This window comes from Streptomyces sp. NPDC056160 (assembly GCF_042268205.1).
Classification (GTDB): Bacteria; Actinomycetota; Actinomycetes; order Streptomycetales; family Streptomycetaceae; genus Streptomyces.
This window is the reverse complement of the sequence record NZ_JBHJUW010000099.1, coordinates 1-23,036: the sequence shown is the minus strand read 5'-3', so window position 1 is coordinate 23,036 and position 23,036 is coordinate 1. Positions and strand designations below refer to the sequence as shown.

At 73.5% G+C, this 23,036-nt stretch carries 19 protein-coding genes; 5 read left to right on the top strand and 14 right to left on the bottom strand.

From position 1 onward, the window contains the following. Positions 1-47 precede the first annotated feature (47 nt). From ACFC02_RS29515 to ACFC02_RS29485, 7 genes are all read right to left on the bottom strand, one after another. A complete protein-coding gene (locus ACFC02_RS29515; RefSeq protein WP_376363680.1) occupies positions 48-1,271 on the bottom strand; it encodes a glycosyltransferase in 1,224 nt (407 codons plus the stop codon). Continuing rightward, positions 1,268-2,221 (bottom strand): glycosyltransferase, encoded by a 954-nt coding sequence (locus tag ACFC02_RS29510; protein WP_376363677.1) that lies wholly within the window; start codon positions 2,219-2,221, stop codon positions 1,268-1,270. The genes ACFC02_RS29515 and ACFC02_RS29510 overlap by 4 nt, the downstream gene beginning before the upstream one ends. Further along, positions 2,218-3,204, bottom strand: coding sequence for a glycosyltransferase family 9 protein (locus ACFC02_RS29505; RefSeq protein WP_376363716.1), 987 nt, complete (start codon positions 3,202-3,204; stop codon positions 2,218-2,220). The genes ACFC02_RS29510 and ACFC02_RS29505 overlap by 4 nt, the downstream gene beginning before the upstream one ends. After that, on the bottom strand, positions 3,201-3,812 hold the full coding sequence (locus ACFC02_RS29500; RefSeq protein WP_376363674.1) for a D-glycero-alpha-D-manno-heptose-1,7-bisphosphate 7-phosphatase: 612 nt from the start codon (positions 3,810-3,812) through the stop codon (positions 3,201-3,203). The genes ACFC02_RS29505 and ACFC02_RS29500 overlap by 4 nt, the downstream gene beginning before the upstream one ends. Continuing rightward, positions 3,809-4,834 (bottom strand): glycosyltransferase family 2 protein, encoded by a 1,026-nt coding sequence (locus ACFC02_RS29495; protein WP_376363671.1) that lies wholly within the window; start codon positions 4,832-4,834, stop codon positions 3,809-3,811. Before ACFC02_RS29495 ends, ACFC02_RS29500 begins: the two co-directional genes overlap by 4 nt. Then, positions 4,831-6,468, bottom strand: a complete 1,638-nt coding sequence (locus ACFC02_RS29490; RefSeq protein ID WP_376363668.1) for a carbamoyltransferase — start codon at positions 6,466-6,468, stop codon at positions 4,831-4,833. The genes ACFC02_RS29495 and ACFC02_RS29490 overlap by 4 nt, the downstream gene beginning before the upstream one ends. A 260-nt stretch (positions 6,469-6,728) precedes the next feature. Further along, the gene (locus ACFC02_RS29485; RefSeq protein WP_376363666.1) at positions 6,729-7,691 is read right to left on the bottom strand and encodes an NAD-dependent epimerase/dehydratase family protein; all 963 of its coding nucleotides are present in this window, start codon (positions 7,689-7,691) and stop codon (positions 6,729-6,731) included. A gap of 188 nt (positions 7,692-7,879) precedes the next feature. Between ACFC02_RS29485 and ACFC02_RS29480 the strand changes: the two genes are divergently transcribed. Next, on the top strand, positions 7,880-8,686 hold the full coding sequence (locus ACFC02_RS29480; protein ID WP_376363663.1) for a polysaccharide deacetylase family protein: 807 nt from the start codon (positions 7,880-7,882) through the stop codon (positions 8,684-8,686). A gap of 272 nt (positions 8,687-8,958) precedes the next feature. Here ACFC02_RS29480 and ACFC02_RS29475 read toward each other — a convergent pair whose 3' ends face one another. Continuing rightward, entirely contained in the window at positions 8,959-9,456 is a 498-nt protein-coding gene (locus ACFC02_RS29475; RefSeq protein WP_376363660.1) for a GNAT family N-acetyltransferase, read from the bottom strand. 77 nt (positions 9,457-9,533) lie between these two features. On the opposite strand from ACFC02_RS29475, the gene ACFC02_RS29470 reads away from it, so the two are divergent. Further along, entirely contained in the window at positions 9,534-9,974 is a 441-nt protein-coding gene (locus tag ACFC02_RS29470) for an SRPBCC family protein (RefSeq protein ID WP_376363657.1), read from the top strand. Between the two features lie 71 nt (positions 9,975-10,045). Here ACFC02_RS29470 and rph read toward each other — a convergent pair whose 3' ends face one another. Continuing rightward, positions 10,046-12,799, bottom strand: coding sequence for a rifamycin-inactivating phosphotransferase (gene rph, locus ACFC02_RS29465; protein WP_376363654.1), 2,754 nt, complete (start codon positions 12,797-12,799; stop codon positions 10,046-10,048). Between rph and ACFC02_RS29460 the strand changes: the two genes are divergently transcribed. Continuing rightward, positions 12,798-13,079 (top strand): YciI family protein, encoded by a 282-nt coding sequence (locus ACFC02_RS29460; RefSeq protein WP_376363651.1) that lies wholly within the window; start codon positions 12,798-12,800, stop codon positions 13,077-13,079. The two genes, rph and ACFC02_RS29460, sit on opposite strands and share 2 nt — an antisense overlap. 15 nt (positions 13,080-13,094) lie before the next feature. Here the strand turns inward: ACFC02_RS29460 and ACFC02_RS29455 are convergent, their stop codons facing one another. From ACFC02_RS29455 to ACFC02_RS29435, 5 genes are all read right to left on the bottom strand, one after another. Then, positions 13,095-14,246 carry an XdhC family protein gene (locus tag ACFC02_RS29455; protein WP_376363648.1) on the bottom strand — a complete coding sequence of 384 codons (1,152 nt, stop codon included), beginning with the start codon at positions 14,244-14,246 and terminating at the stop codon, positions 13,095-13,097. Between the two features lie 45 nt (positions 14,247-14,291). Further along, the gene (locus ACFC02_RS29450) at positions 14,292-15,758 is read right to left on the bottom strand and encodes an NCS2 family permease (RefSeq protein WP_376363645.1); all 1,467 of its coding nucleotides are present in this window, start codon (positions 15,756-15,758) and stop codon (positions 14,292-14,294) included. 266 nt (positions 15,759-16,024) lie between these two features. After that, the gene (locus tag ACFC02_RS29445; RefSeq protein ID WP_376363642.1) at positions 16,025-18,412 is read right to left on the bottom strand and encodes a xanthine dehydrogenase family protein molybdopterin-binding subunit; all 2,388 of its coding nucleotides are present in this window, start codon (positions 18,410-18,412) and stop codon (positions 16,025-16,027) included. A 2-nt stretch (positions 18,413-18,414) separates the two neighbouring features. Beyond that, a complete protein-coding gene (locus ACFC02_RS29440; protein WP_376363639.1) occupies positions 18,415-19,023 on the bottom strand; it encodes a (2Fe-2S)-binding protein in 609 nt (202 codons plus the stop codon). Then, the gene (locus ACFC02_RS29435; RefSeq protein ID WP_376363636.1) at positions 19,023-19,913 is read right to left on the bottom strand and encodes an FAD binding domain-containing protein; all 891 of its coding nucleotides are present in this window, start codon (positions 19,911-19,913) and stop codon (positions 19,023-19,025) included. Before ACFC02_RS29435 ends, ACFC02_RS29440 begins: the two co-directional genes overlap by 1 nt. A 369-nt stretch (positions 19,914-20,282) precedes the next feature. Between ACFC02_RS29435 and ACFC02_RS29430 the strand changes: the two genes are divergently transcribed. Together ACFC02_RS29430 and ACFC02_RS29425 are read left to right on the top strand one after the other, a co-directional pair. Further along, entirely contained in the window at positions 20,283-21,983 is a 1,701-nt protein-coding gene (locus tag ACFC02_RS29430; RefSeq protein ID WP_376363633.1) for a PucR family transcriptional regulator, read from the top strand. A 166-nt stretch (positions 21,984-22,149) separates the two neighbouring features. Next, positions 22,150-22,911: a hypothetical protein gene (locus ACFC02_RS29425; RefSeq protein ID WP_376363630.1), complete on the top strand. Its 762-nt coding sequence runs from the start codon at positions 22,150-22,152 to the stop codon at positions 22,909-22,911. Positions 22,912-23,036 lie beyond the last annotated feature (125 nt).

The following is a 23,036-nucleotide window of genomic DNA, read 5'->3' as shown; positions in this document are numbered from 1 at the left end:
CGTCACCTCCGGGAACGTGGGGTCGGTGCGGGGGAGGCCGGGGTCCGTCACGCGACCTCCGTCTTGACCTCGTGCTCGGCGGTGACCCGCCGGTAGACCTGTTCGGCGCCGTCTGCCACGCGCCGCCATGTGAAGCGGTGCAGCACGCGTTCGCGGCCCGCCGTTCCGTAGCGGCGGCGGGTGCGGTCGCTGCCGAGCAGGTCGCGTACGGCGGCGGCGACCGCGCCCGGGTCGCCCTGGGGGACGAGCCGGCCGGTGCGCCGGTCGGCGACCGAGTCGCGGTGGCCGCCCACGTCGGTGGCGACGACGGGCACGGCGCAGGCCATCGCCTCCAGCGGCACGATCCCGAACGGCTCGTACGCCGGTGTGCACAGCACCAGGTCGGCGCTGCGCATCAGCGCGGGCATGCGGGCCGGGTCGACGGCGCCGAGCAGCCGCACCCGGTCGCCGACGCCTTCCTCGGCGGCCAGGCCGAGGAGCCTGCGGGCCTCGGGGTCGGTGTGCAGCAGGGCGGGTGGCGGGCCGCCCGCGACGAGGAGTTCGGTGTCGGGGATCCGGGCGAGCGCGCGGATCGCCTGGTCGTATCCCTTGCGGCGGACGAGCCGGCCGCAGGAGAGCAGCCGGTGCCGGTGCGCGCGGGCGGGGGCGGGCGCGGTGGCGGGGTCCGCGGCGGGGTGGAAGTGGGCGGAGTCGACGCCGCAGGGGACGACGGAGACCTGGCGCGGGGAGACGCCCATGGCGGCGAGTTCGTGGACCTCGTCGGAGCAGGTGGCCAGGACCCGGTCGCAGGTGCGGCCGATCTGCCGTTCGATGCCGATGCGTTCGGCCGGGCTGGTGTCCTCGCGGCCCTGGTGCCGGCGCTTGACGGTGCCCAGCGCGTGGAAGGTCTGGACGACGGGGACGCCGTGCGGGCCCGCGCCGAGCAGGGAGGCCATGCCGGACATCCAGAAGTGGGCGTGCACGACGTCGGGCCGCTCACGGCGCCAGACGCGGGCCAGGTGGGCGCCGAAGGACGGCATGTGTGCGAACAGGGCGTCCTTGGGGAGGACTTCGGGCGGCCCGGCCGGTACGTGCTCGACGACGGCGCCGCCGGGCAGCGGCACCCGGTCGGGCAGGCCGGGGTCGTCGCGCCGGGTGTGGACGGTGACGTCGTGTCCGCGGCGCGCCAACTCCTCGGTGAGGCGGGCCACGTACACGTTCTGGCCACCGGCGTCGACCCCGCCGAGCGCGGCGAGCGGGCTCGCGTGCTCGGACACCATGGCGATCCTCATCGGGTGACCTCCTTCAGCAGCCGCTCCCAGTCGTCCAGGAAGCGGGTCAGTCCGTAGCGGGCGAGCGCGGCGGTGCGCGCCGCCTCGCCGGCCGCGCGGGCGTGCTGCGGGTCGGCGACGAAGTCCCGTACGGCGTCGGTCAGGACGTCGATCCGGTTGGAGACCACTCCGGCGCCGGGCGGCACCGCCTCGGTGACCTCGGTGGTGGCGAGGGCGGCCACGGGCATGCCGAGGTGCATCGCCTCCAGCAGGGACAGGCCGAGGGAGGTCCAGCGGACGGGGTGGAGGTAGAGGCGGCGCCGGGCCATCTCGCGGTGCAGATCGCGCTGGACGAGTTCGTGGGTGCGGCACCGGTCGGGCGGCAGGCCGAGGTGGGCGGCGAGGCCGTCGGTCCGCATGCCGTAGACGTCCAGCGGAGCGGCGTGCGCGAAGGCGGGGAGCAGGTCGGTGCCGGTGGTACGGCCGCGCCGGACGGGCTCGTTGACGACGACGGCCGCGTGCGGCACCTCGCCGGTCCACAGCGGGCCGGGGTCGACGATGCCGTGTTCGACGACCGCGGTCTCCGCGTGGCCCGCGTCCCACATCAGCCGGTTGAAGTGGGTGACGTGGACGAGCGGGATGCCGGGGGGCAGGTCGGCGACGGGGTGCCGGGTGTCGGGCACGTCGCCGTCGGGGGCGTTGTGCTCCAGGTACACCATCGGCGGGGTGCGGCCGAGCAGGCGGCTCACGAGGTCGTACTCGTGCGGGCGCTGCAGGACCACGAGGTCGATGCCGGCGTCCCGCAGCCGCTCGGGGGGCAGTTCGACGACGGAGTCCGGCCAGTCGAAGGTGCGGGCGCGGCCGAGGCCGTCGGGGCCGCGGTCGGGGGTGACGGGGACGACGTAGGTGTGCGGGCCCTGGACGAACGCGGTGGTCCAGGAGCCGTGCACGTGCCAGATGAGGATCCTCACGTCTTCATCACCTTCTCCACGGCGGCGAGCACGTCGGTGGCGGTCACCGATTCCAGGCAGGGGTGGCCCGGCACCGGGCAGGTGCGGGCGCGGCTGCCGGCGCAGGCGGCGTCCTGGTCGCCGAGCAGCACGTACGGGACGCCGTAGGGGCGCCAGCGTCCGGCGGGCACGACGGGGGCGAACAGGGAGACCACGGGGGTGCCGACGGCGGCGGCGAGGTGGGCGGGGCCGGTGTTGCCGGTGACGACCGCGCGGGCCCGGGCCAGGACGCCGGACAGTTCGGGGGCCGCGGTCCGGCCGCCGAGGTCGAGGCCGTGCCGGCCGGCCACGTGCGCGGTCAGGTCCTTCTCTCCCCCGCCCCCGGTGACGACCACCCGGTGCCCGGCGGCGGTGAGTTCGCGTACGGCCTCACCGCAGCGCTCGGGGCTCCAGGCGCGGGCCGGCACGCTCGCCCCCGGGTGCAGGACGACGTAGGGCCGCGGGCCGGTGAGGTGGGCGGTCGGGGGCGGTGGCAGCACGCGCAGCCGTCCGTCGTCGGGGCGCGGGAACCCGGCGGCCCCGGCGAGGTCGAGGGCGGCCTCGGCCTCGTGGGCGTGCGGGAGGCGGCGGTGGCGTACGTCGAGCAGGGAGCCCGGGTAGTCCGCGCTGTCCGCGGCGATGTGCCGTACGCCGGCCAGCCGCAGCAGCAGTGCGGTGGGCAGCGGGGACTGGTGGAAGGAGGTGAGGACGAGCGCGGTGTCGGCGTCGATGGCGTCGAGGAGCTTGTCGATCTCGGCCCGGTCGACGGGTGGCGGCTCGAACCCGGCCCAGGGCGCGTCCCACACGAGGATGTCGTCGAGTCCGGGCAGCAGGCGTGCGGCCCCTTCGCCGCGCGGCCCGCACAGCAGGGTGACCCGCTCGGCCCGCGCGGCGACGGCTCGCACGGCGGGCCCGGCGAGCAGCACGTCGCCGAAGCTGTCGAGCCGGGTGACGAGCGCCTTCATCGCCGCCACCGCCCCGGCTCCGGGCCGGCACCGGCGTCCTCGCCCGCCGGGGCGCGGCAGGGGGTGCCCTGGCCGCGGGCCGGTGGGAGCGGGCCGCCGAGCAGGCGGCGGACGGCGGTCAGCAGGTCGGGGGCCACCTGGTCGGCGGCGGCCGTCTCCTCGGGGCGGGTGGCGGGAGTGGGGACGAGGATGCCGCGGGCGCCGGCGCGGCGGGCGGCCTCCATGTCGCTGCCGATGTCGCCGACGACCACGATGTCGGCGGGGGCGGCGCACAGCCGTCCGGCCGCCCACAGGATCAGGCCCGGTTCCGGCTTGCGGCAGCGGCAGCCGTCGTCAGGACCGTGCGGGCAGACGGCCCACGCGTCGAAGGGGCCGAGGAGCGTGTCGACGCGCTCGTCGACGCGGCGGACGTCGGCCGCGGTGATCAGGCCGCGGGCCACGCCGGACTGGTTGGTGACGACGCCGGTCGCCACGGAGTGCTCCCGCAGCAGCCGCACCGCCTCGCGGGCGCCCGGGAGCGGGCGGACCCGGTCGGGGTCGCCGTTGTAGGGGACGTCCTCGACGAGGGTGCCGTCGCGGTCGAACAGGACGGCGCGGACCGCGTTCACGGGGCCACCTCCTGCCAGGCGGGGGCCAAGCGGTGGCGCCAGCGTCCGCCGATCCAGTGCCAGGTGGCGGCGGGCGGGATGAGGACGCTGGTGACGGCCATGGTGGTCACCTCGTCCCGGGTGCGCGGTCCGGGCGCGATCCGGGTCCGGGCGAACTCGGCGGTGCCGGCCGCCCAGCCGAGCGCGGCCAGCGCGGCGAGCCGGGGGCGCCCGGCCGCGGCGAGCGCGCAGGCGGCGGCGCCCGCGGCGGTGACGGCGAGGTGGGTGCGGATGCGCCCGCGCGGGGCGAGCGCCTTGTGCCACCAGTCGGGCCCGTGCAGGCGCAGCATCAGCGCGTCGTCGGCGTTGCCGCGCTGGGCGCGCAGCGACACCCAGCGGTCGGCGGGGCGCACGGGGTGGCGGGTGGTGCGGCGGCCCTGGCGGATGCGCCAGCCGGCGTCGAGGACGCGCAGCGCGAGGTCGGCGTCCTCGCGGAAGGCACGCCGGAAGCGTTCGTCGAACCCGGCGACCTGCACCAGCGCCTCGGTGCGGTACGCCATGTCGGCGGTGATCCAGCGGGCCCGTGCGAGGCCCGCGGTGGTGCGCTCCCAGTCGGTGGGGCGCCGCTCGCCGGGAAGGGGCACGGCGATGACGCCCTGGACGGCCGCGGTGTCAGAGCTCGCCTCGGCGAGGTCCTCGGTGAGCTGGTCGCACCAGTGCGGGCCGACCTGGACGTCGTCGTCGAGGAAGGCGACCCAGGGGGCGGTGACGGCGCGCAGTCCGGTGTTGCGGGCGGCGGCCGGGCCGCGGCCGCCGCTGGTGAGCACGGCGGTGCGGGCCCGCAGGTCGCCCAGGACGGTCAACGCGTGCTCCAGGGCGCCGGGTTCGGGGTCGGGGTCGGGGTCGGGCCGGTCGTCGACGAGGACGATCTCCTCCGGGCGTGGCCCGTGGGCCGCGGCGAGCGCGGCCAGGCAGTCGGCCAGGGTGTCCCGGGCGAGCGTGGGGACGACCACGGCGTAGGAGACGCGGGCGGCGGTGTTCATGCGTACGCCCTTGTCCTGCGCACCGCGTACGGGCCGATGGCCAGCAGGTCGACGGGGGCCGAGCCGAAGCACTCCAGCGCGTCGCGCGGGTCGTCGACCATGGGCCGGCCGGCGGTGTTGAGGCTGGTGTTGACGACGACGGGCAGTCCGGTACGGCGTTCGAAGCCGCGCAGCATCCGGGCGGCCAGCGGCTCGTGCCGCTCGTCGACGGTCTGGATGCGGGCGGTGCCGTCGACGTGCACCACGGCGGGGATGCGGCCCCGCCAGTCGCGGTGGACGTCGTGCACGAAGAGCATGTACGGGCTGGGGAGCGGCCCTTGGAAGAGTTCGTGGGCGCGCTCGGCGAGGACCATCGGCGCGACCGGCCGGAACTCCTCGCGGCCCTTGACCCGGTTGAGCCGTTCCAGGTTCTCGGCGCGGCCGGGGTGGGCGAGCAGGGAGCGGTGGCCGAGGGCGCGGGGGCCGTACTCGCTGCGGCCCTGGAACCAGGCGACGACACCGTCGCGGGCCAGTTCCTCCGCGACCGCCTCGGCGATGTCGTCGGGCCGCTCGTAGGGTACGCCCGCCTCTTCCAGCCAGGCCCGCAGCTCCTCGTCGCTCCAGCCTCGGCCGAGGTCGGCGCCGGGCATCGGCGCTGGGGCGCCGCCCTCGCTCGCGGCCAGGTACAGGGCGCCGCCGAGCGCGGTGCCGGCGTCACCTGCGGCGGGCTGCACCCATACGTGGCGGTACGGGCCGCGGGCCGCGATCTTGGAGTTGGCGACGCAGTTGAGGGCGACGCCGCCGGCCAGGGCGAGGGCGTCGCCGCCCGCCTCGCGGTGCAGCCAGTGCACGAGTTCGAGCAGGACCTCCTCCAGGGCGGCCTGGCCGCTGGCGGCGAGGTCGGCGTGGTCCTGGGTCCAGGGCTCGTCCTGCGCGCGCGGCGGCGCGAGCGTGCTCCAGTCGACGCCGTGGGCGCGGAAGCCGCCGTCGCCGGTGGCGTGGACGTGCTGCCGCAGTCGCGGCAGGAAGCGGGGCTTGCCGTAGGAGGCGAGGGCCATGACCTTGTACTCGTCGCTGCTGCGCAGGAAGCCGAGGTGGGCGGTGAGCTCCTCGTAGAGGAGCCCGAGGGAGTCGGGCAGGGCCTGGGCTGCGAGCGTGTCGAGTTTGCCGTCGTGGAAGCGGCCCGCCAGGTGGGAGGCGGCCTCGCCGCGGCCGTCCAGGACGAGGACGGCGCTGTCGGGGTGCGGGGAGGCGGGTCCGGCGGAGGCGGCGTGCGCGATGTGGTGCGGCACGAACACGACCTTGGCCGGGTCCAGGCCGGGCAGTGCCTCGGCGAGGAACTCGGGGGCGCGTCGCGCGTACTCCAGGCGCAGCGGGTCCCACGGGTCGGACAGGCCCAGGTCGGCGGCGGGCCGGGCGAGGGCCGGGTCGAAGGAGTAGGTGACGGCGTCCAGCTCGTCGGGGCGCAGCCCGGCGTGTCCGAGGCACCAGCGGGCGGAGAGTTCCGGCAGTTCCCACGCGGAGAACGGCACCGGGCGTTTGCCGTGCTTGCGGCGGCTGAAGCGCTCCTCCTCGCCGGCCGCGACCGTGCGGCCGTCGACGACGAGGGCGGCGGCGGGGTCGTGGAACAGGGCGTTGATTCCAAGGATGCGCATGAGGTGGGCTCCGTCCCGTTGCGGCGGGGACCTGCGTGCGGAGGCGAATCTGGACCTGTCGGACATTCCGGGCTTCTGGGTGCCGCGCCTCAGCTGTCTCAAACACCTGAAGACAACTGGCGCCGACGAGGGGGATGTGGTCGTCCGCCACGGCAACGAAGGGTCACACCGAGTGAACGTTGCTGGTCACGACCCCGCAGCAGGGTTCAGGACCCGGCGACCGGAGGCTCCGGGAGGCGCTCCTTCGAGCGCGACCGCCCTCAGGCCGCCACAGCCCTCGTGAACCAGCCGATCGTGCGTTCCAGCCCCTCGTTCCAGGGGACGCGCGGCTGCCAGCCCAGCCGTTCGCGGGCCAGGCGGGTGTCGGGGCGGCGGCGGCCGGGGTCGTCGACGGGGCGGTCCACGAAGTCGATGCGGGAGGCGGAGCCGGTCAGCTCCACGATCCGGCGGGCCAGCTCCAGCATGGTGATCTCGTCGCCGCCGCCGATGTTCACCGGCCCCGGCTCGGCGGTGGCGGCCAGGGCGAGGATGCCGTCGACGGTGTCGTCGACGTAGCACAGCGACCTGGTCTGGCTGCCGTCGCCCGCGACCGTGAGCGGGGCACCGTCCAGGGCCTGCGCGATGAACGTGGGGACGGCGCGGCCGTCGCCGGTGCGCATCCGGGGGCCGTAGGTGTTGAAGATGCGCACGATGGCGGCGTCGGTGGCGTGCACGGCACGGTGCGCGGTGACCAGGGCCTCGGCGAAGCGCTTGGACTCGTCGTAGACGCTGCGCGGACCGACCGGGTTGACGTTGCCCCAGTACGTCTCGCGCTGCGGGTGTTCGAGCGGGTCGCCGTAGACCTCGGAGGTGGAGGCGAGCAGGAAGCGGGCGCCGTCGGCGCGGGCGCGCTCCAGGGCGTTGCGGGTGCCGGTGCTGCCGACGTCGAGGGTCTCCAGGGGCAGCCTCAGGTAGTCGGCGGGCGAGGCGGGGCAGGCGAAGTGCAGGACCAGGTCGAAGCGGCCGGGCAGACCGCGGACGGCGCCGGGGTCGGTGGCGTCGGCGCGGACGAAGCGGAATCCGCGCTGCCGCTCCAGTTCCGCCACGTTGGCGTGGGTGCCGGTGGCCAGGTTGTCCAGGCAGACGACGCCCGTGCCGGCGTCGAGCAGCCGGGCGCACAGATGGGATCCGACGAAGCCGGCCCCGCCGGTCACCAGGGCCCGGCGCCAGTCGCGTCCGCTCACGGGGCTCTCCTCCCTCTCGCCTTCACTCACGTGTCGGCTTGAGTAACCCGGGGACAGAACGGCACACATCGCCTCAATCAGGGCCGATCGCGCGTGAATCCGACGGATCGAAACCGATCGCACGTGCGACGATCACCTATTCGACCCCGCTATACACCGTGTACATACGCTCTATGTAAAGTCCCCGCATGCCTTCCTTGACCAAGAAGACCAGGAAAAACGGGAGAACGGGGAGCAACGGAACCCGGTTCCGCGCGATCGCCGCACTCGCCGCCGCTGCGGGCCTCACGGTGGCGCTGAGCGGCTGCACGAAGGTCGAGGCGACCAGCCCGAGTTCCGCGCGGACGCAGGCCGCGGCGGGCGCGCCGGGCCGGTTCGGTTCGGTCGACTGCCGTCAGGCCAAGTGCATCGCGCTGACGTTCGACGCCGGGCCGAGCGAGAACTCCGCGCGGCTGCTGGACATCCTGAAGGAGAAGAAGGTGCCCGCCACCTTCTTCCTGCTCGGGGCGCGGCACATCGACAAGTACCCTGAGCTGGTCAAGCGGATGGCGGCCGAGGGCCACGAGGTGGCCAGCCACACCTGGGACCACGAGATCCTCACCAAGATATCCGAGGACCGGATACGCGAGGAGCTGAAGCGCCCCAACGACGCGATCGAGCGGCTGATCGGGCACAAGCCGACGCTCATGCGCCCGCCGCAGGGCCGCACCGACGACACCGTGCAGCGGATCTCCAAGGAGATGGGCATGTCGGAGGTGCTGTGGAGCGTCACGGCGAAGGACTACACGACGACCGACTCCGCGCTGATCGAGAAGCGCGTCCTCGACCAGGCGTCCCGTGACGGGATCATCCTGCTGCACGACATCTACGACGGCACCGTGCCCGCCGTGCCCGGCATCATCGACGCGCTGAAGGAGCGGGGGTACGTGTTCGTCACCGTGCCGCAGCTGCTGGCACCCGGCAAGCCGGTGCCGGGCAAGGTGTACCGGCCCTAGTCCAGGGCGTGTTTCGAAAGTGGCGCCGTCCGCCCGGAGGGCGGGCCCCGCGGCGTCTGGTGCCTGCGATCGCAAGGCGGAGGGTCGTCCTCGCACCGGGCGTACGTGGACGATGTGGACGATCCCGACAACGCGGCGAGCGCGCGTGCCAGGCGTCGCGGGGCTGGGGGGACCTCCCGGCCGAAGGCCGGGGGAGGGACTTTCGAAACACGCCCTGGCAGGACCACCACCGCCGGCCCGGTCCGCTGTGCACCAGGCGGGTCGCGCTCCCGTCAGGCCCGGTCGTCCGGCGTGAGCGGGCGCCGGAAGCTGAGGCCCGGCCGGCCCTTGATCGTCACCTCGCCCTCCTCGGTGAACCCGTTGCGGGCGAGCACGGTCCTGGACGCCAGGTTGTCGCAGGTGGTGATGGCGGTGAGCGCACGCAGTCCGTACGTCCCGGCGGCCAGCCGGCACACCTCCCGCACGGCGGCCGTCGCGACACCCCGGCCCGCGGCGCGCTCCCCGATCCGGTAGCCCAGCTCGGCCGACCCGTCGGCGACGTCGACGAGGTTCACCCGGCCCAGCAGGGTGCCCTGTTCGCCCAGGACCAGGTGGAAGTGGCAGACACCGGCGTCCTGTTCGGCGAGCAGGGCGCGGTGGCGTTCCGCGAACCCCGTGAAATACGCGTCCCCGCGGTCCGAGATGGAGCGGGTGAAGTAACTCCGGTTCTCCCGCTCGAAGGCGAGCACCGCCTCGGCGTGGTCGGGCCGCAGCCGCTCCAGCGTCACCATGACCGCAGCATACGGCCACGCGGGTGAGACGGGGACGGACACCTGGTCATGCGGCCCGCGTTGGCTACGATCGTGCCGTGGTCACCTTCAGCCTGGAACGCACGCCGCCGCTCACCCCCGACGAGGCCTGGCGGCGGCTCACCCGGTGGCCCCGGCACGCCGGCGCGGTCCCGCTGACCCGCGTCACCGTGCTCACCCCCGCGCCCACCCGCGTGGGCACCCGCTTCGTGGCCCGCACGGGAGTGGGCCCGCTCTGCTTCGACGACCCGATGGAGGTGACCGTCTGGCGTCCGCCCGCCGACGGCGAGCCGGGCCGGTGCCGGCTGGAGAAACGGGGCCGGACGGTCCTGGGCTGGGCCGAGATCGAGGTCCTGCCGGGTCCCGGTGGCCGCGCGCGGGTGCGGTGGCGGGAGGAGCTGCGGGTGCGCTTCCTGCCCGCCGCCTTCGACCCGCTCCTGCACCGCACGGCGCGGGCGATGTTCGGCCGCGCCGTGAACAGGCTGCTGCGGCAGCCGTGACGGCGGGACGCGACAGGCGGCAGAAGGCGGCAGGCGGGTCCAGGGCGGTACAGGGCGGTCCTGAGATCCGGTCAGGACAGGATCTCGACGTACCCGTCGCTTCCGTGCACGCGGATCCGCTGCCCGTCCCGGATCAGCCGGGTGGCCCCCTCCACGCCCACGACGGCCGGCAGTCCGTACTCCCGGGCGATCACCGCGCCATGCGTCATCAGACCGCCCACCTCGGTCACCAGGCCCGCGATCGCGACGAACAGCGGTGACCAGCTGGGGTCCGTGGCGGTGGTGACCAGGATGTCGCCCGCTTCGAGATCGGCCTGCGCCATGTCGAGGACGACGCGGGCCCTGCCCTCCACGGTCCCGGCGGAGACCGGGAGGCCGGTCAGGGCGCCGTACGGTACGTCGTCGCGCCGGTACGAGCCGGTGAGGGCCTCGCCGTCCGAGGTGAGCACCCGGGGCGGTGTGAGCGCCTGGTAGGACCGGAACGCCTCCTTGCGCCGCTGGACGAGCGCGTCGTCCACGCGGTCGGAGCGTACGACCTCGTGGAGTTCGTGGAACGTGAGGTGGAAGATGTCCTCCTTCTCACGCAGCACGCCGGCCCCGACGAGGCGCTCGGCCTCCTTCAGCAGGGCCTGCTTGTAGAGGAAGTAGCGGCTGATGATGCCGTACTTCGGGTACTCCCGGTACCCGATGAAGGTCCTGACCCGGTCGATCATCCGCTTGGTCTCGTCGGCCTTGCGGTCCCCGTCCGGCAGGGCCCGCAAGCGGGACAGCACGTCCTGTTCCATCTGCCGCGCCCTGCGCCGCCCTTGCTCGAAGCGCCGCTCGGCGGCGCCCGGCCCGAAGTTCCTGACGTTGTCGAGGATCACGGGCACGAGCGCGGTGGGCCGCTCGCGCCAACGCGGCCGGGTGATGTCGATCTCGCCGACGCAGCGCATGCCGTACCGGTCGAGGTAGGCCTCGATGGCGTCGCGTGCCTCGCTCCCGCCCGGGAGCTTCGCCAGCTCCTCCAGGAAGCCCTCGTCCTCGACGCCCTCCAGGAACGCCACCACCTGTGGCCACGGGCGGATCACGTCCGCCACGTCGAGCAGCGCGAGGCCCATCTCCGAGGTGACGTTGCCGGGGGCGGACAGGCTCAGCGTGTCAGCCGCGTTCTTCTCCCCCAGCCACTCCCGCAGCTTGTCGTTGAGCCACCAGGTGGCTTCCATCCCCGCCATGATCGCCTGCATGCTCAGCGGGTCACCGAGGACTCGTTTGTGCTCCTGGAAGGCCTCCAGCAGGAAGTCGAACAGCGCGGGTCCGGTCTTCGTCCGGATGTCGCGCTCCAGGGCTGCGACGGACGCCCGGCTGCGCTCGATCAGCTCGGTGACGACGGCCGGATCGGTCTCGATCGGGGCGGGCCCGCCGCTCTTCGGCGGCCCGGCGGGAGCCGCGTCCGGGAGTGAGGGGACGAAGCCCTCGCGGTCGAGGACGGTCTCCAGCGCGTCCCGCATCAGCGGATCGCCTTTGCCCATGATGTCCAGGAGGCCGGCTCGGCTCGCGGGCGAGGCCAGGCGCCTGGTGACGTCGACGAACAGCCGCCCGCCGGCCGTGGGCATCGGCACCATGGCCGTCAGCTGCCACACGGAGATCCCCAGGGGCCTCATGGCGTCGGTCATCATCTGCTGGTGACCGACGGAGACGTAGACGTGGTTGTCCTGGTCGTCGGTCTCGGGGATGGGGAAGAGCGTCGTGATCGGCCTGCTCTGGACGATCCGGAAGTCGTCGTCGGCCAGACACCATTCGATGTCCTGCGGGCGGCCGAAGTGCTCCTCGATCCGCCGCCCGAGCCGCACGAGCCGCACGACCTGCGTGTCCGTCAGCGCCGGCTGCTCCTGCTGCCGCGCGTCGACGGCCACTTCCCGCGTACCGCCCCCCGGCAGGGCCCGCACGGCACGCTGCTTGGCGGCGACCGCCTTGGAGACGACCGCGCCGTCGCGCACCTTGAAGACGTCCGGGTTCACCAGGCCGGAGACCAGGGCCTCGCCGAGGCCGAAGCCGGCGTCCACGGTGGCGACCTTCCGGTTGCCGGTGACGGGGTCGGCCGTGAACAGGATGCCGGCCGCGTGCGGGAAGACCATCCGCTGCACGACGACGGCCATGTGGACCGTGCGGTGGTCGATGCCGTTGCGCCGGCGGTAGACCACGGCCCGCTCGGTGAACAGCGAGGCCCAGCACCGGCTGACGTGCCGCAGGATCGCCGCCGTTCCCACGACGTTCAGGTACGTGTCCTGCTGGCCGGCGAAGGAGGCCGTCGGCAGGTCCTCCGCCGTCGCGCTCGACCGGACGGCGCAGGCGGCCCCCTCGCCGAGCCGGGCGAGGTGGCGGGTGATCGCCGCCGCGAGACCGTCGGGGACGGCGGTCTCCTCGATGGCCTGACGGATCTGCGCACTGAGCGCGCGGATCGCGTCCAGGTCGTCCGTCGCCACGCGCGACAGCTGGTCGAGCCGGTCGTCGAGCGACGGCACTTCGGCCATGATCCGCCGGAAGGCGTCCGTCGTCACGCAGAAGCCGTCCGGCACGCGGACGCCTTCGATCCGCGACAGCCCGCCCAGGTGCGCGCCCTTGCCGCCGACGACCGCGATCTGCGTCTCGTCGACGTCCTGAAGGTCCAACACGTACTGCACGTACTGCTCGGTCACCGTGGCATCTCCGGGGTCGGGTACGTCATCGGCCGCCGATTCTGCGCCACGACGGGGGCCTTGCCGCAAGGCCCCCCTTGCGCTATACGTTGAGGTGGGAAGGGGTGACCTGGTGCGCGCGGCTCGCGTGCGCTTGAGTGGGATCATGTACGTCATCGTGTTCCGATACCAGGCACCGCTGGAGACCATCGACTCCCTCAGGGAGTCCCACTACACCCACCCCGAGGGCATTTTCGCGCGGGGCCTGGCCCGGCTGGCCGGCCCGCTGGAGCCCCGTACGGGCGGGCTGGTCCTGGCGGAGGGCTCGCAGGCGGAGGTGGAGGCCGCCGTCGCGGCGGACCCGTTCGTCACCAGTGGCGCCGCCACCGCGGAGATACTCCGCTTCCGCCCGACATGGCAGCGGAGCGAAAGCCCTGCCGCCGGCTGACCAGCCCGTCGGCGTTCAGGCCACCGACCCGATCCGCTGCGCCGGCACCGACGCCGGGTCGTGGTGGATCGGGGTGTGGGCGCCGGTCAGGGAGGCGCCGCTGCCGCCGCGACGGGCCGCGACGATCTCCGCGGCGATGGACAGGGCCGTCTCCTGCGGGGTGCGGGCGCCGAGGTCGAGGCCGATGGGTGACCTGAGCCGGGCCAGTTCGAGTTCGGTGACGCCGACTTCGCGCAGGCGCTCGTTGCGGTCGAGGTGGGTGCGGCGCGAGCCCATCGCGCCGACGTACGCCACCGGAAGGCGCAGCGCCAGCTTGAGCAGCGGCACGTCGAACTTGGCGTCGTGGGTGAGGACGCACAGCACGGTGCGGCCGTCGACGTCGGTGTTCTCCAGGTACTTGTGCGGCCACTCGACGACGATCTCGTCGGCGTCGGGGAAGCGGGCCCGGGTGGCGAAGACCGGGCGGGCGTCGCAGACGGTCACCCGGTAGCCGAGGAACTTGCCCGTGCGCACCAGCGCGGAGGCGAAGTCGATGGCGCCGAAGACGATCATGCGGGGCGGCGGTACGGAGGACTCGACGAGGACGGTGAGCGGGGCGTCGCACCGCGAGCCCTGCTCGCCGATCTCCAGCGTGCCGGTGCGGCCGGCGTCCAGGAACGCGGCGGTCTCGGCGGCCACCGTGCGGTCCAGTTCGGGGTGGGCGCCGAAGCCGCCCTCCCAGGAGCCGTCCGGACGCACCAGCAGGGGCCGGCCGAGGAGTTCGGCCGGGCCGGTGACGATCCGCGCGACCGCCGCCGCCTCCCCACGGGCGGCGGCGGCCAGCGCGGTCGCGAACACCGGCCGGGCCGGACCGTCGGCCCGGACCGGTGTGACCAGGATGTCGATGACGCCGCCGCAGGTCAGGCCCACGGCGAAGGCGTCCTCGTCGCTGTACCCGAAGCGCTCCAGGACGCTCTCGCCGTCCTGAAGGGCCTGCCGGCACAGTTCGTAGACCGCGCCCTCCACACAACCTCCGGAGACGGAGCCGATCGCCGTGCCGTCGGCGTCCACCGCGAGGGCGGCGCCGGGCTGGCGCGGGGCGCTGCCGCCGACGGCCACGACGGTGGCGACGGCGAAGGTGCGGCCCTGCTCGACCCACCGGCTCAGTTCCTCGGCGATGTCCAGCATCTGTCGGTCTCCTTAGGGCGGTTGTGTGAAGGGCGCACGGCTCGGTCAGTGGACGCCGAGCCAGCCCTCGATCGGGTTGAGGGCGAAGTACACGAGGAAGACGGCCGTCAGGACCCACATGAAGGCCCCGATCTCCCGGGCCTTGCCCTGGGCGACCTTGATGATCGTGTACGAGACCACGCCGGCGGCGACACCGGGCGTGATGGAGTACGTGAACGGCATGATGACCACGGTCAGGAAGACCGGGATCGCGGTGGCGCGGTCGCCCCAGTCGACGTGCCGCGCGTTCATCATCATCATCGCGCCGATGACCACCAGGGCCGCGGAGGCGACCTCGGAGGGGACGATCGCGGTGATCGGGGTGAAGAACAGGCAGGCGGCGAAGAACAGGCCGGTGATGACGGAGGAGAAGCCCGTGCGGGCGCCCTCCCCCACGCCGGTTGCGGACTCGACGAACACGGACTGTCCGGAGCCGCCCGCGACACCGCCGATGACGCCGCCGGCGCCGTCGATGAACAGGGCCTTGGACAGGCCGGGCATCCGGCCCTTGTCGTCGGCCAGGTCGGCCTCGGTGCCGACGCCGATGATGGTCGCCATGGCGTCGAAGAAGCCGGCGAGGACCAGCGTGAAGACGATCACGGTGATCGTCATGACGCCGACGTCGCCCCAGCCCCCGAAGGACACGTGCCCGAAGAGCGAGAAGTCGGGCATCGACACGGGGCTGCCGTGGAGCTCGGGGGCGCCGTTCACCCACTGCTTGGCGTCGATGACGCCGGTCGCGTTCAGGATCGCCGCGACGACGGTGCCGCCGACGATGCCGATGAGGATGGCACCGGGGACGTTGCGGGCCTGCAACGCGAAGATCAGCAGCAGGGTGGCCGCGAAGAGGAGCACCGGCCAGCCGGACAGCGCACCGCCGGGACCGAGGACGACGGGGCCGCCCCCGGGTGACGGGTTGCGGCCGACGAACCCGGCCTTCACCAGGCCGATGAAGGCGATGAACAGGCCGATGCCCATGGTGATGCCGTGCTTGAGCGGCAACGGGATCGCGTTCATGATCATCTCACGCAGTCCGGTGACGACCAGCAGCATGATCACGACACCGTAGGCCACACACATGCCCATGGCCTGCGGCCACGTCATGTTGGGCGCCACCTGAGTGGAGATGACCCCGGACACGGACAGGCCCGCCGCGAGCGCCAGCGGCACCTTGCCGGCGAAGCCCATGAGCAGGGTCGTGAACGCCGCGCCGAGCGCGGTCGCGGTGATCAGGGCCTTCTGGCCCAGGGTGTCTCCGGCGACGTCCTTGCCGGAGAGGATGACGGGGTTGAGCAGCAGGATGTACGCCATCGCCATGAAGGTGGTGACGCCGCCGCGCACCTCACGCGCGATGGTCGATCCCCGCTGGGATATGTGGAAGTACCGGTCGAGCCAGGACCGTCCCGCCGGGACGCGGCTGCCCGCGCCCGCGTCTTCGGCGGCGGTTCTGGGCTCCACTGACTGCTGGGTCATGGGGCCAACTCCCAAGGTTCATAGGTGCACCCGCGAACGCCCTCTCAGGGCACGGGATTTGGGAATGGACGGCCCGGGGGACGGCCCGAGACGAACCTCGTTGCTGGTACTTCAAGGACCGCGAGCGGAGCGGATCTCGAAGAGATGGGGGGAGTGCTCCGGGCGGCGCGGAAGTGTGACGTTCCGGTGCGCCGCCCGGAGGGTCTGCCGTTTCTCCTGTCCGGGCCGGCCGGAACCCGTGGGCCCGGCCGGCCGGTTCGGGAGTGTTACGCCTTGCCGGTGAGGTGCTCCGGCCGTACCGGCGTGCGGGGGAGTTCCAGCCCGGTCGCGTTCCGGATCGCCGCGAGGACGGCCGGGGTGGACGACAGGGTGGGGGCCTCGCCGATGCCGCGCAGCCCGTACGGGGCGTGCTCGTCGGCGAGTTCGAGCACGTCGACCGGGATGGTCGGCGTGTCGAGGATGGTGGGGAGCAGGTAGTCCGTGAAGGAGGGGTTCCTGACCTTCGCCGTCTTGGGGTCGACGATGATCTCCTCCATGATGGCGATGCCCAGGCCCTGGGTGGTGCCGCCCTGGATCTGCCCGATGACGGAGAGCGGGTTGAGCGCCTTGCCGACGTCCTGCGCGCAGGCCAGTTCGACGACCTTCACCAGACCGAGTTCGGTGTCGACCTCGACGACGGCGCGGTGCGCGGCGAAGGAGTACTGGACGTGGCCGTTGCCCTGTCCGGTGCGCAGGTCGAAGGCTTCGGTCGGCCGGTGCCTCCACTCCGCCTCGATCTCGACGACCTCGCCCTCCAGGACGTCCACCAGGTCGGCGAGGACCTCGCCGCCGTCGGTGACGACCTTGCCGCCCTCCAGCAGGAGTTCGGCGGTGGCCCACGCGGGGTGGTAGGAGCCGAACTTGCGCCGGCCGATCTCCAGGACCTGCTCGCGCACGAGTTCGCAGGAGTTCTTGACGGCGCCGCCGGTGACGTACGTCTGCCGGGAGGCCGAGGTCGAACCCGCCGAGCCGACCTGGGTGTCGGCCGGGTGGATGGTCACCTGGGTGACACCCAGTTCGGTGCGGGCGATCTGGGCGTGCACGGTGACACCGCCCTGGCCGACCTCCGCCATGGCCGTGTGCACGGTGGCGACCGGCTCACCGGCGACGACTTCCATGCGCACCTTGGCGGTGGAGTAGTCGTCGAAGCCTTCGGAGAAGCCGACGTTCTTGATGCCGACGGCGTAGCCGACACCGCGCACGACGCCCTCGCCGTGGGTGGTGTTGGACAGGCCGCCGGGCAGCTGCCGTACGTCCGAGCCCTCGCTGGACTCCCACTGGCGCTCGGGCGGCAGCGGCATCGCCTTGACGCGGCGCAGCAGTTCGGCGACCGGGGCCGGAGAGTCGACGGGCTGGCCGGTGGGCATGATGGTGCCCTGCTCCATGGCGTTGATCCGGCGGAACTCCACCCGGTCCATGCCCACCTTGTCGGCGAGCTTGTCCATCTGCGCCTCGTAGGCGAAGCACGCCTGGACCGCGCCGAAGCCGCGCATGGCGCCGCAGGGCGGGTTGTTGCTGTAGAGGGCGAGGGCCTCGATGTCCACGTCGTCGATGACGTACGGTCCCGCCGACAGCGAGGCGGCGTTGCCGACGACCGCCGGGGAGGCGGAGGCGTAGGCGCCGCCGTCCAGGACGATCCGGCACTTCATGTGGGTGAGCTTGCCGTCCTTGGTGGCGCCGTGCTCGTAGTGCAGCCGGGCCGGGTGGCGGTGGACGTGCCCGAAGAAGGACTCGAACCGGTTGTAGACGATCTTGACCGGCTTGCCGGTGCGCAGCGCCAGCAGGCAGGCGTGGATCTGCATCGACAGGTCCTCGCGGCCGCCGAACGCGCCGCCGACGCCGGCCAGCGTCATACGCACCTTGTCCTCGGGCAGGCCGAGGACGGGCGCGATCTGGCGCAGGTCGGAGTGGAGCCACTGGGTGGCGATGTAGAGGTGGACGCCGCCGTCCTCCTCGGGCACGGCCAGGCCGGACTCGGGGCCGAGGAAGGCCTGGTCCTGCATACCGAAGTAGTAGTCGCCCTCGACGACGAAGTCGGCCTTCTTCGCGGCCTCGTCGGCGTTGCCGCGGATGATCGGCTGGCGGTGGACGATGTTGGGGTGCGGGACGTGCCCGGCGTGGTGGTCGTCGCGGTTGCCGTGGACGAGGATCGCGTCCGGCGCGGTCGCGGAGGCCTCGTCGGTGATGACGGGCAGCTCCTTGTACTCCACCTTGATCTTCGCGGCGGCGCGGCGCGCGGTCTCCGGGTGGTCCGCGGCGACGATGGCGACCGGCTCGCCGTGGTGGCGTACCTTGCCGTGGGCGAGGACGGGGGTGTCCTGGATCTCCAGGCCGTAGTGCTTCATCTCGGCGGGCAGGTCGTCGTACGTCATCACGGCGTACACGCCCGCCATGGCGAGGGCCTCGGAGGTGTCGATCGACACGATCTCGGCGTGCGCGACGGTGGAGCGCAGGATCTGGCCCCAGAGCATGTCCTCGTGCCACATGTCGGACGAGTACGCGAACTCACCGGTGACCTTGAGGGTGCCGTCGGGGCGGAGCGTGGACTCCCCGATGCCGCCCTTGGTCCGGTAGCCCTGGGTGATTTTGGTGGGTGCGCCGTTGGCCGTGGTCATGGTCAGACCCCCTCGGACTGCCGGGCGGCCGCGAGGCGGACCGCGTCCATGATCTTCTCGTAGCCCGTGCAGCGGCACAGGTTGCCCGACAGGGCCTCGCGGATGTCCGCGTCGGTCGGGTTGGGGTTGCGCTCCAGCATCTCGTCGGCGGCGACCAGCAGCCCCGGGGTGCAGAAGCCGCACTGGACGGCGCCGGCGTCGATGAACGCCTGCTGCACCGGGGAGAGTTCGGTGCCCTCGCCGGTCTGCGAGTCGGTGCCCTCGGCCCGCCACCGCTTGGCTCCGTCGAGCGTCGTGCCCAAGGTGGCGGAGCCGTCGGCCGCGCCGCAGGCGCCGCTCGCGCAGCCGCCCTCGGCGCGCTGCCGGGCGAAGTCGGCCAGTCCCTCGACGGTCACGACGTCGCGGCCCTCGACCTGTCCGGCGGCGACCAGGCAGGAACACACCGGCACGCCGTCCAGGCGCACGGTGCAGGAGCCGCACTCGCCCTGCTCGCAGGCGTTCTTGGAGCCGGGCAGACCCATGCGCTCGCGCAGGACGTAGAGGAGGGACTCGCCCTCCCAGACGTCGTCGGCCTCCTGCGGGCGTCCGTTGACGGTGAAGTTGACGCGCATCACGCAGCTCCCTCGGTGGTGCGGCGGGTGCCGCGGTACGACTCCCAGGTCCAGGTCAGGGTCCGGCGGGCCATCACACCGACCGCGTGGCGGCGGTAGCTCGCGGTGCCCCGGACGTCGTCGATCGGGTTGCAGGCGGCCGAGCACAGCTCGGCGAACTGCTTGGCGACCGACGGGGTGATGATCTTCCCGTTGTCCCAGAAGCCGCCCTCTTCGAGGGCCGCGTTCAGGAACTCCTCGGCCGCCTGGGCGCGGACCGGGGTGGGGGCGGCCGAACCGATGCCGGTGCGGACCGTGCGGGTCCCGGGGTGCAGCGCGAGACCGAAGGCGCACACCGCGATGACCATCGCGTTGCGGGTGCCGACCTTCGAGTACTGCTGCGGGCCGTCGGCCTTCTTGATGTGCACGGCCCGGATCAGCTCGTCCGGGGCGAGCGCGTTGCGCTTGACGCCGGTGTAGAACTCGTCGATCGGGATGCGGCGGGTGCCGCGCACCGACTCCGCCTCCACCTCGGCGCCCGCGGCGAGCAGGGCGGGGTGGGCGTCACCGGCAGGAGAGGCCGTGCCGAGGTTGCCGCCGACGCCGCCGCGGTTGCGGATCTGCGGGGAGGCGACCGTGTGCGAGGCGAGCGCCAGGCCGGGCAGCTCGGCACGGAGACTGTCCATGATCCTGGAGTAGGGGACCGAGGCGCCCAGCCGCACGCTCTCCTCGCCGACCTCCCACTCGTAGAGGTCGCCGACGCGGTTGAGGTCGAGGAGGTACTCGGGCCGGCGGTGGTCGAAGTTGATCTCGACCATCACATCGGTGCCACCCGCAATCGGCACAGCGGTGGGGTGCTCGGCCTTCGCGGCGAGCGCCTCCTCCCAGCTGGCGGGGCGAAGGAAGTCCATGACCGGCTCTCTTCTTCGTCTCGGAGGGTCGTACAGATTGAGCCAATCCGTGTGCGGCGGGGGCAGGCTCGTTCATGTGCTGTTCACGTGGAGTGGAGTCAGTACACAACCGAGTACTCCGGCGGGGTCAGTCACCGAAACCATGAAGGGTTTGGCTGGCCGCGGCACCCATCTTGTAGATTCGTATGAACGGAGGTCACCGTCCACCTCTTCGTTTCCCCCGGGAAACAGAGGTCACGGCCCTGCGGGGCCCCGCGGTCGGCCCGGGTGCCGACCGGCCGACGGGCCGGGCCCCTCACCGAACGGGGTCGGCCCCTCACCACAAGATTCATCATAGATTTCGAGACAAGAGAACGGCGGCGACGAGACATGCGGCTGCGCGCACTGCTGGACACCGATGCGCTGGGCCTGAAGCTGCTCGGCGGCGAGGACGAGCTGGACCGCACCGTCCGGGGCGTCATGACCACCGACCTGCGTGATCCGAGCCGCTACCTCGCCGGCGGCGAGCTGGTGCTGACCGGTCTGGCCTGGCGCCGGGACGCCGCCGACGCCGAGCCGTTCGTACGGATCCTCGTGCAGGCCGGGGTCGTCGCGCTGGCCGCGGGCGAGGCCGAGCTGGGCGCCGTGCCCGAGGACCTGGTGGTGGCCTGCGCCCGGCACCGGCTGCCCCTGTTCGCGGTGAACGAGTCGGTGGCGTTCGCGACGATCACCGAGCACGTGGTGCGCCAGGTGTCCGGCGAGCGCGCCGGCGACCTGGCGGCCGTGGTGGACCGGCACCGCCGGATGATGACGTCCGGCCCGGCGGGCGGCGGCCCGGACGTGGTCCTGGACCTGCTCGGCTCCGACCTCGACCTGCGCGCCTGGCTGCTCTCCCCCACCGGCCGGCTGATCGCCGGGCCCGAGGTGGACGGCCCGGCGCTGCCGGCCGGGGTGTGCGGGCGGCTGGCCGCCGAGCACCTGGCGGCCAGCCGGACCGGCCGGCGCGGCCCGCACCGGGTCACGCTGGAGGGGACGACGTACTCGCTCTTCCCCATCCGCAGCGGCGGCCGCACCCCGCAGGCCGCGCGGGACGTGCGCCAGACGGTGCTGTCGGACTGGCTGCTGGCGGTCGAGGCGGACGCGAGCGACTGGGCCGAGGAGCGGCTCGACCTGCTGCACGGGGTCACCCAGCTGATCGCGGTCGAGCGCGACCGGCGGGACGCGGCGCGCACGGTGCGCAGGCGGCTCGCCCAGGAGGTGCTGGAGCTGGTGCAGACCGGCGCGCCGCCCGCCGAGATCGCCGCGCGCCTGCGGGTCGCGGCGCCCGTGCTGCTGCCCGGCCTCGGCTCGGCCCCGCACTGGCAGGTGGTCGTGGCGCGCGTCGAGTGGGACGCCGGGCCGGTGGAGAACGGCCCGGTCGCGCAGTCGCTGCTGGAGGAGATCCTGGCGGACCCGGTCGGCGGTTCGTCGGGCCGGGCGTACCCGCGGACCGGCAACGAGCCCTCGGACCGCATAGCCGTCGCGCACTCCGGCGGCGAGGCGATCGCCCTGGTGCCGCTCCCGGCCGTCCCCACCGACCCCGACGGCCCCGAGGCCGGGATCCTCGCCGACGCGCTCCTGCGCTCCGTGCACGACCCGCTGGCGGCCGGTCTGGACGGCGACGGCCGGGTGACCCTCGGGGTCAGCGCGGCCGTGCACTCGGCGGAGGGGCTGCGCGGGGCACTGGAGGAGGCGCGGCACGCCCGGCGGGTCGCGGCGGCCCGCCCCGGCCGGGTCTGCGCGGCCGGCCACCAGGAGCTGGCCTCGCACGTGCTGCTGCTCCCCTTCGTCCCGGACGACGTGCGCCGGGCCTTCACCGCGCGGCTGCTGGACCCGCTGCGGGACTACGACCGCCGGCACCGCGCCGAGCTGATCCCCACCCTGGAGGCCTTCCTCGACTGCGACGGCTCCTGGACGCGCTGCGCGACCCGGCTCCACCTGCACGTCAACACGCTGCGCTACCGGGTCGGGCGGATCGAGCAGTTGACGGGACGCGACCTGTCGCGCCTGGAGGACAAGCTGGACTTCTTCCTGGCCCTGCGCATGAGCTGAGGCCGGCGGGGACGAGGACGGCGGAGCGGCGGGCCGGCCGCCGTCCCACGACTTTGTGAAATCCTTCACCCGCCCCCTTGGCCGGGCCGCCGCATTCGTGCTGAGATGCCGCCACCACTCAAGGCTCGAAGGCGTGCTCGGGGAGGGCAACGTGGCGCATACCGCCATGTCTGGTAACGGAACGACCGCTGGTGACGATCCACTCCAGACCGCGGTATGGCGGCTGCGCTCGCGCGCGTGCTGGGCCGACGCGGCGGCACTGCTGCCGGCGGTCACCGCCGCCGCCGCGCTCCAGCGCACCGCGCTGCTGGTGGAACGGTGCCTGTACACCGAGGCGGGCTGGGAGGAGGCCGAGGACGCGCTGCGCACCGCGGAGGCGCTGGCCCACTCCGACGAGGAGCGCGGCGCCGCCGCTTGTGAACGCGGGTACTTGGCCTACTCGGCGACGCTGCACGGCGTACGGGACCGGGCGGACGAGGCGCGCTCGGCGCTGGGCCGGGCCGCCGCGCTGATCGAGCCGGGCGGGCCGGGGCGGGCCCTGCTGGACTTCCGGCGCGGGCTGATCGCGGAGAACCTGACCCGTTCGGCGCAGGCCGCGCGCGCCGCCTACCGCCGCGCCCACGCGGGCGCCACCGCCCGTCACGACCCGCTGCTGCTGTCGTTCACCTGGCGCCATCTGGCCGGACTCGCCCTGCGTGAGGGCGAGTTGGCGGAGGCGCGGCACGGCTTCGCCGAGTCGTTGCGGATCCGCGAGGAGCTGGGCTACCTCGTCGGCACGGCCCCCGCCCTGGTGTCCCTGGCGGACACCGAGGAAGAACCGGAGGCCTCCCGCCTGCGCGAGGAGGCCCGCCGCCTGTTCCGCCTCCTCGGCGGCGTCCCCACCTGGCTCACCCGCCAGCTGGCGCCCCCGGGGGCGGCCACGGCGTGAGCCCTGCGGCACGGGCACGGCGGGCGGCACCGGACCGGCGGGCGGCGGGGCCGGGAGGCGCGAGCGGCGCGGTGCGCGCCGGCGCGCGGGGAGGGGCAGGGCATGCGGAGGCCCCGCTCTCGCCG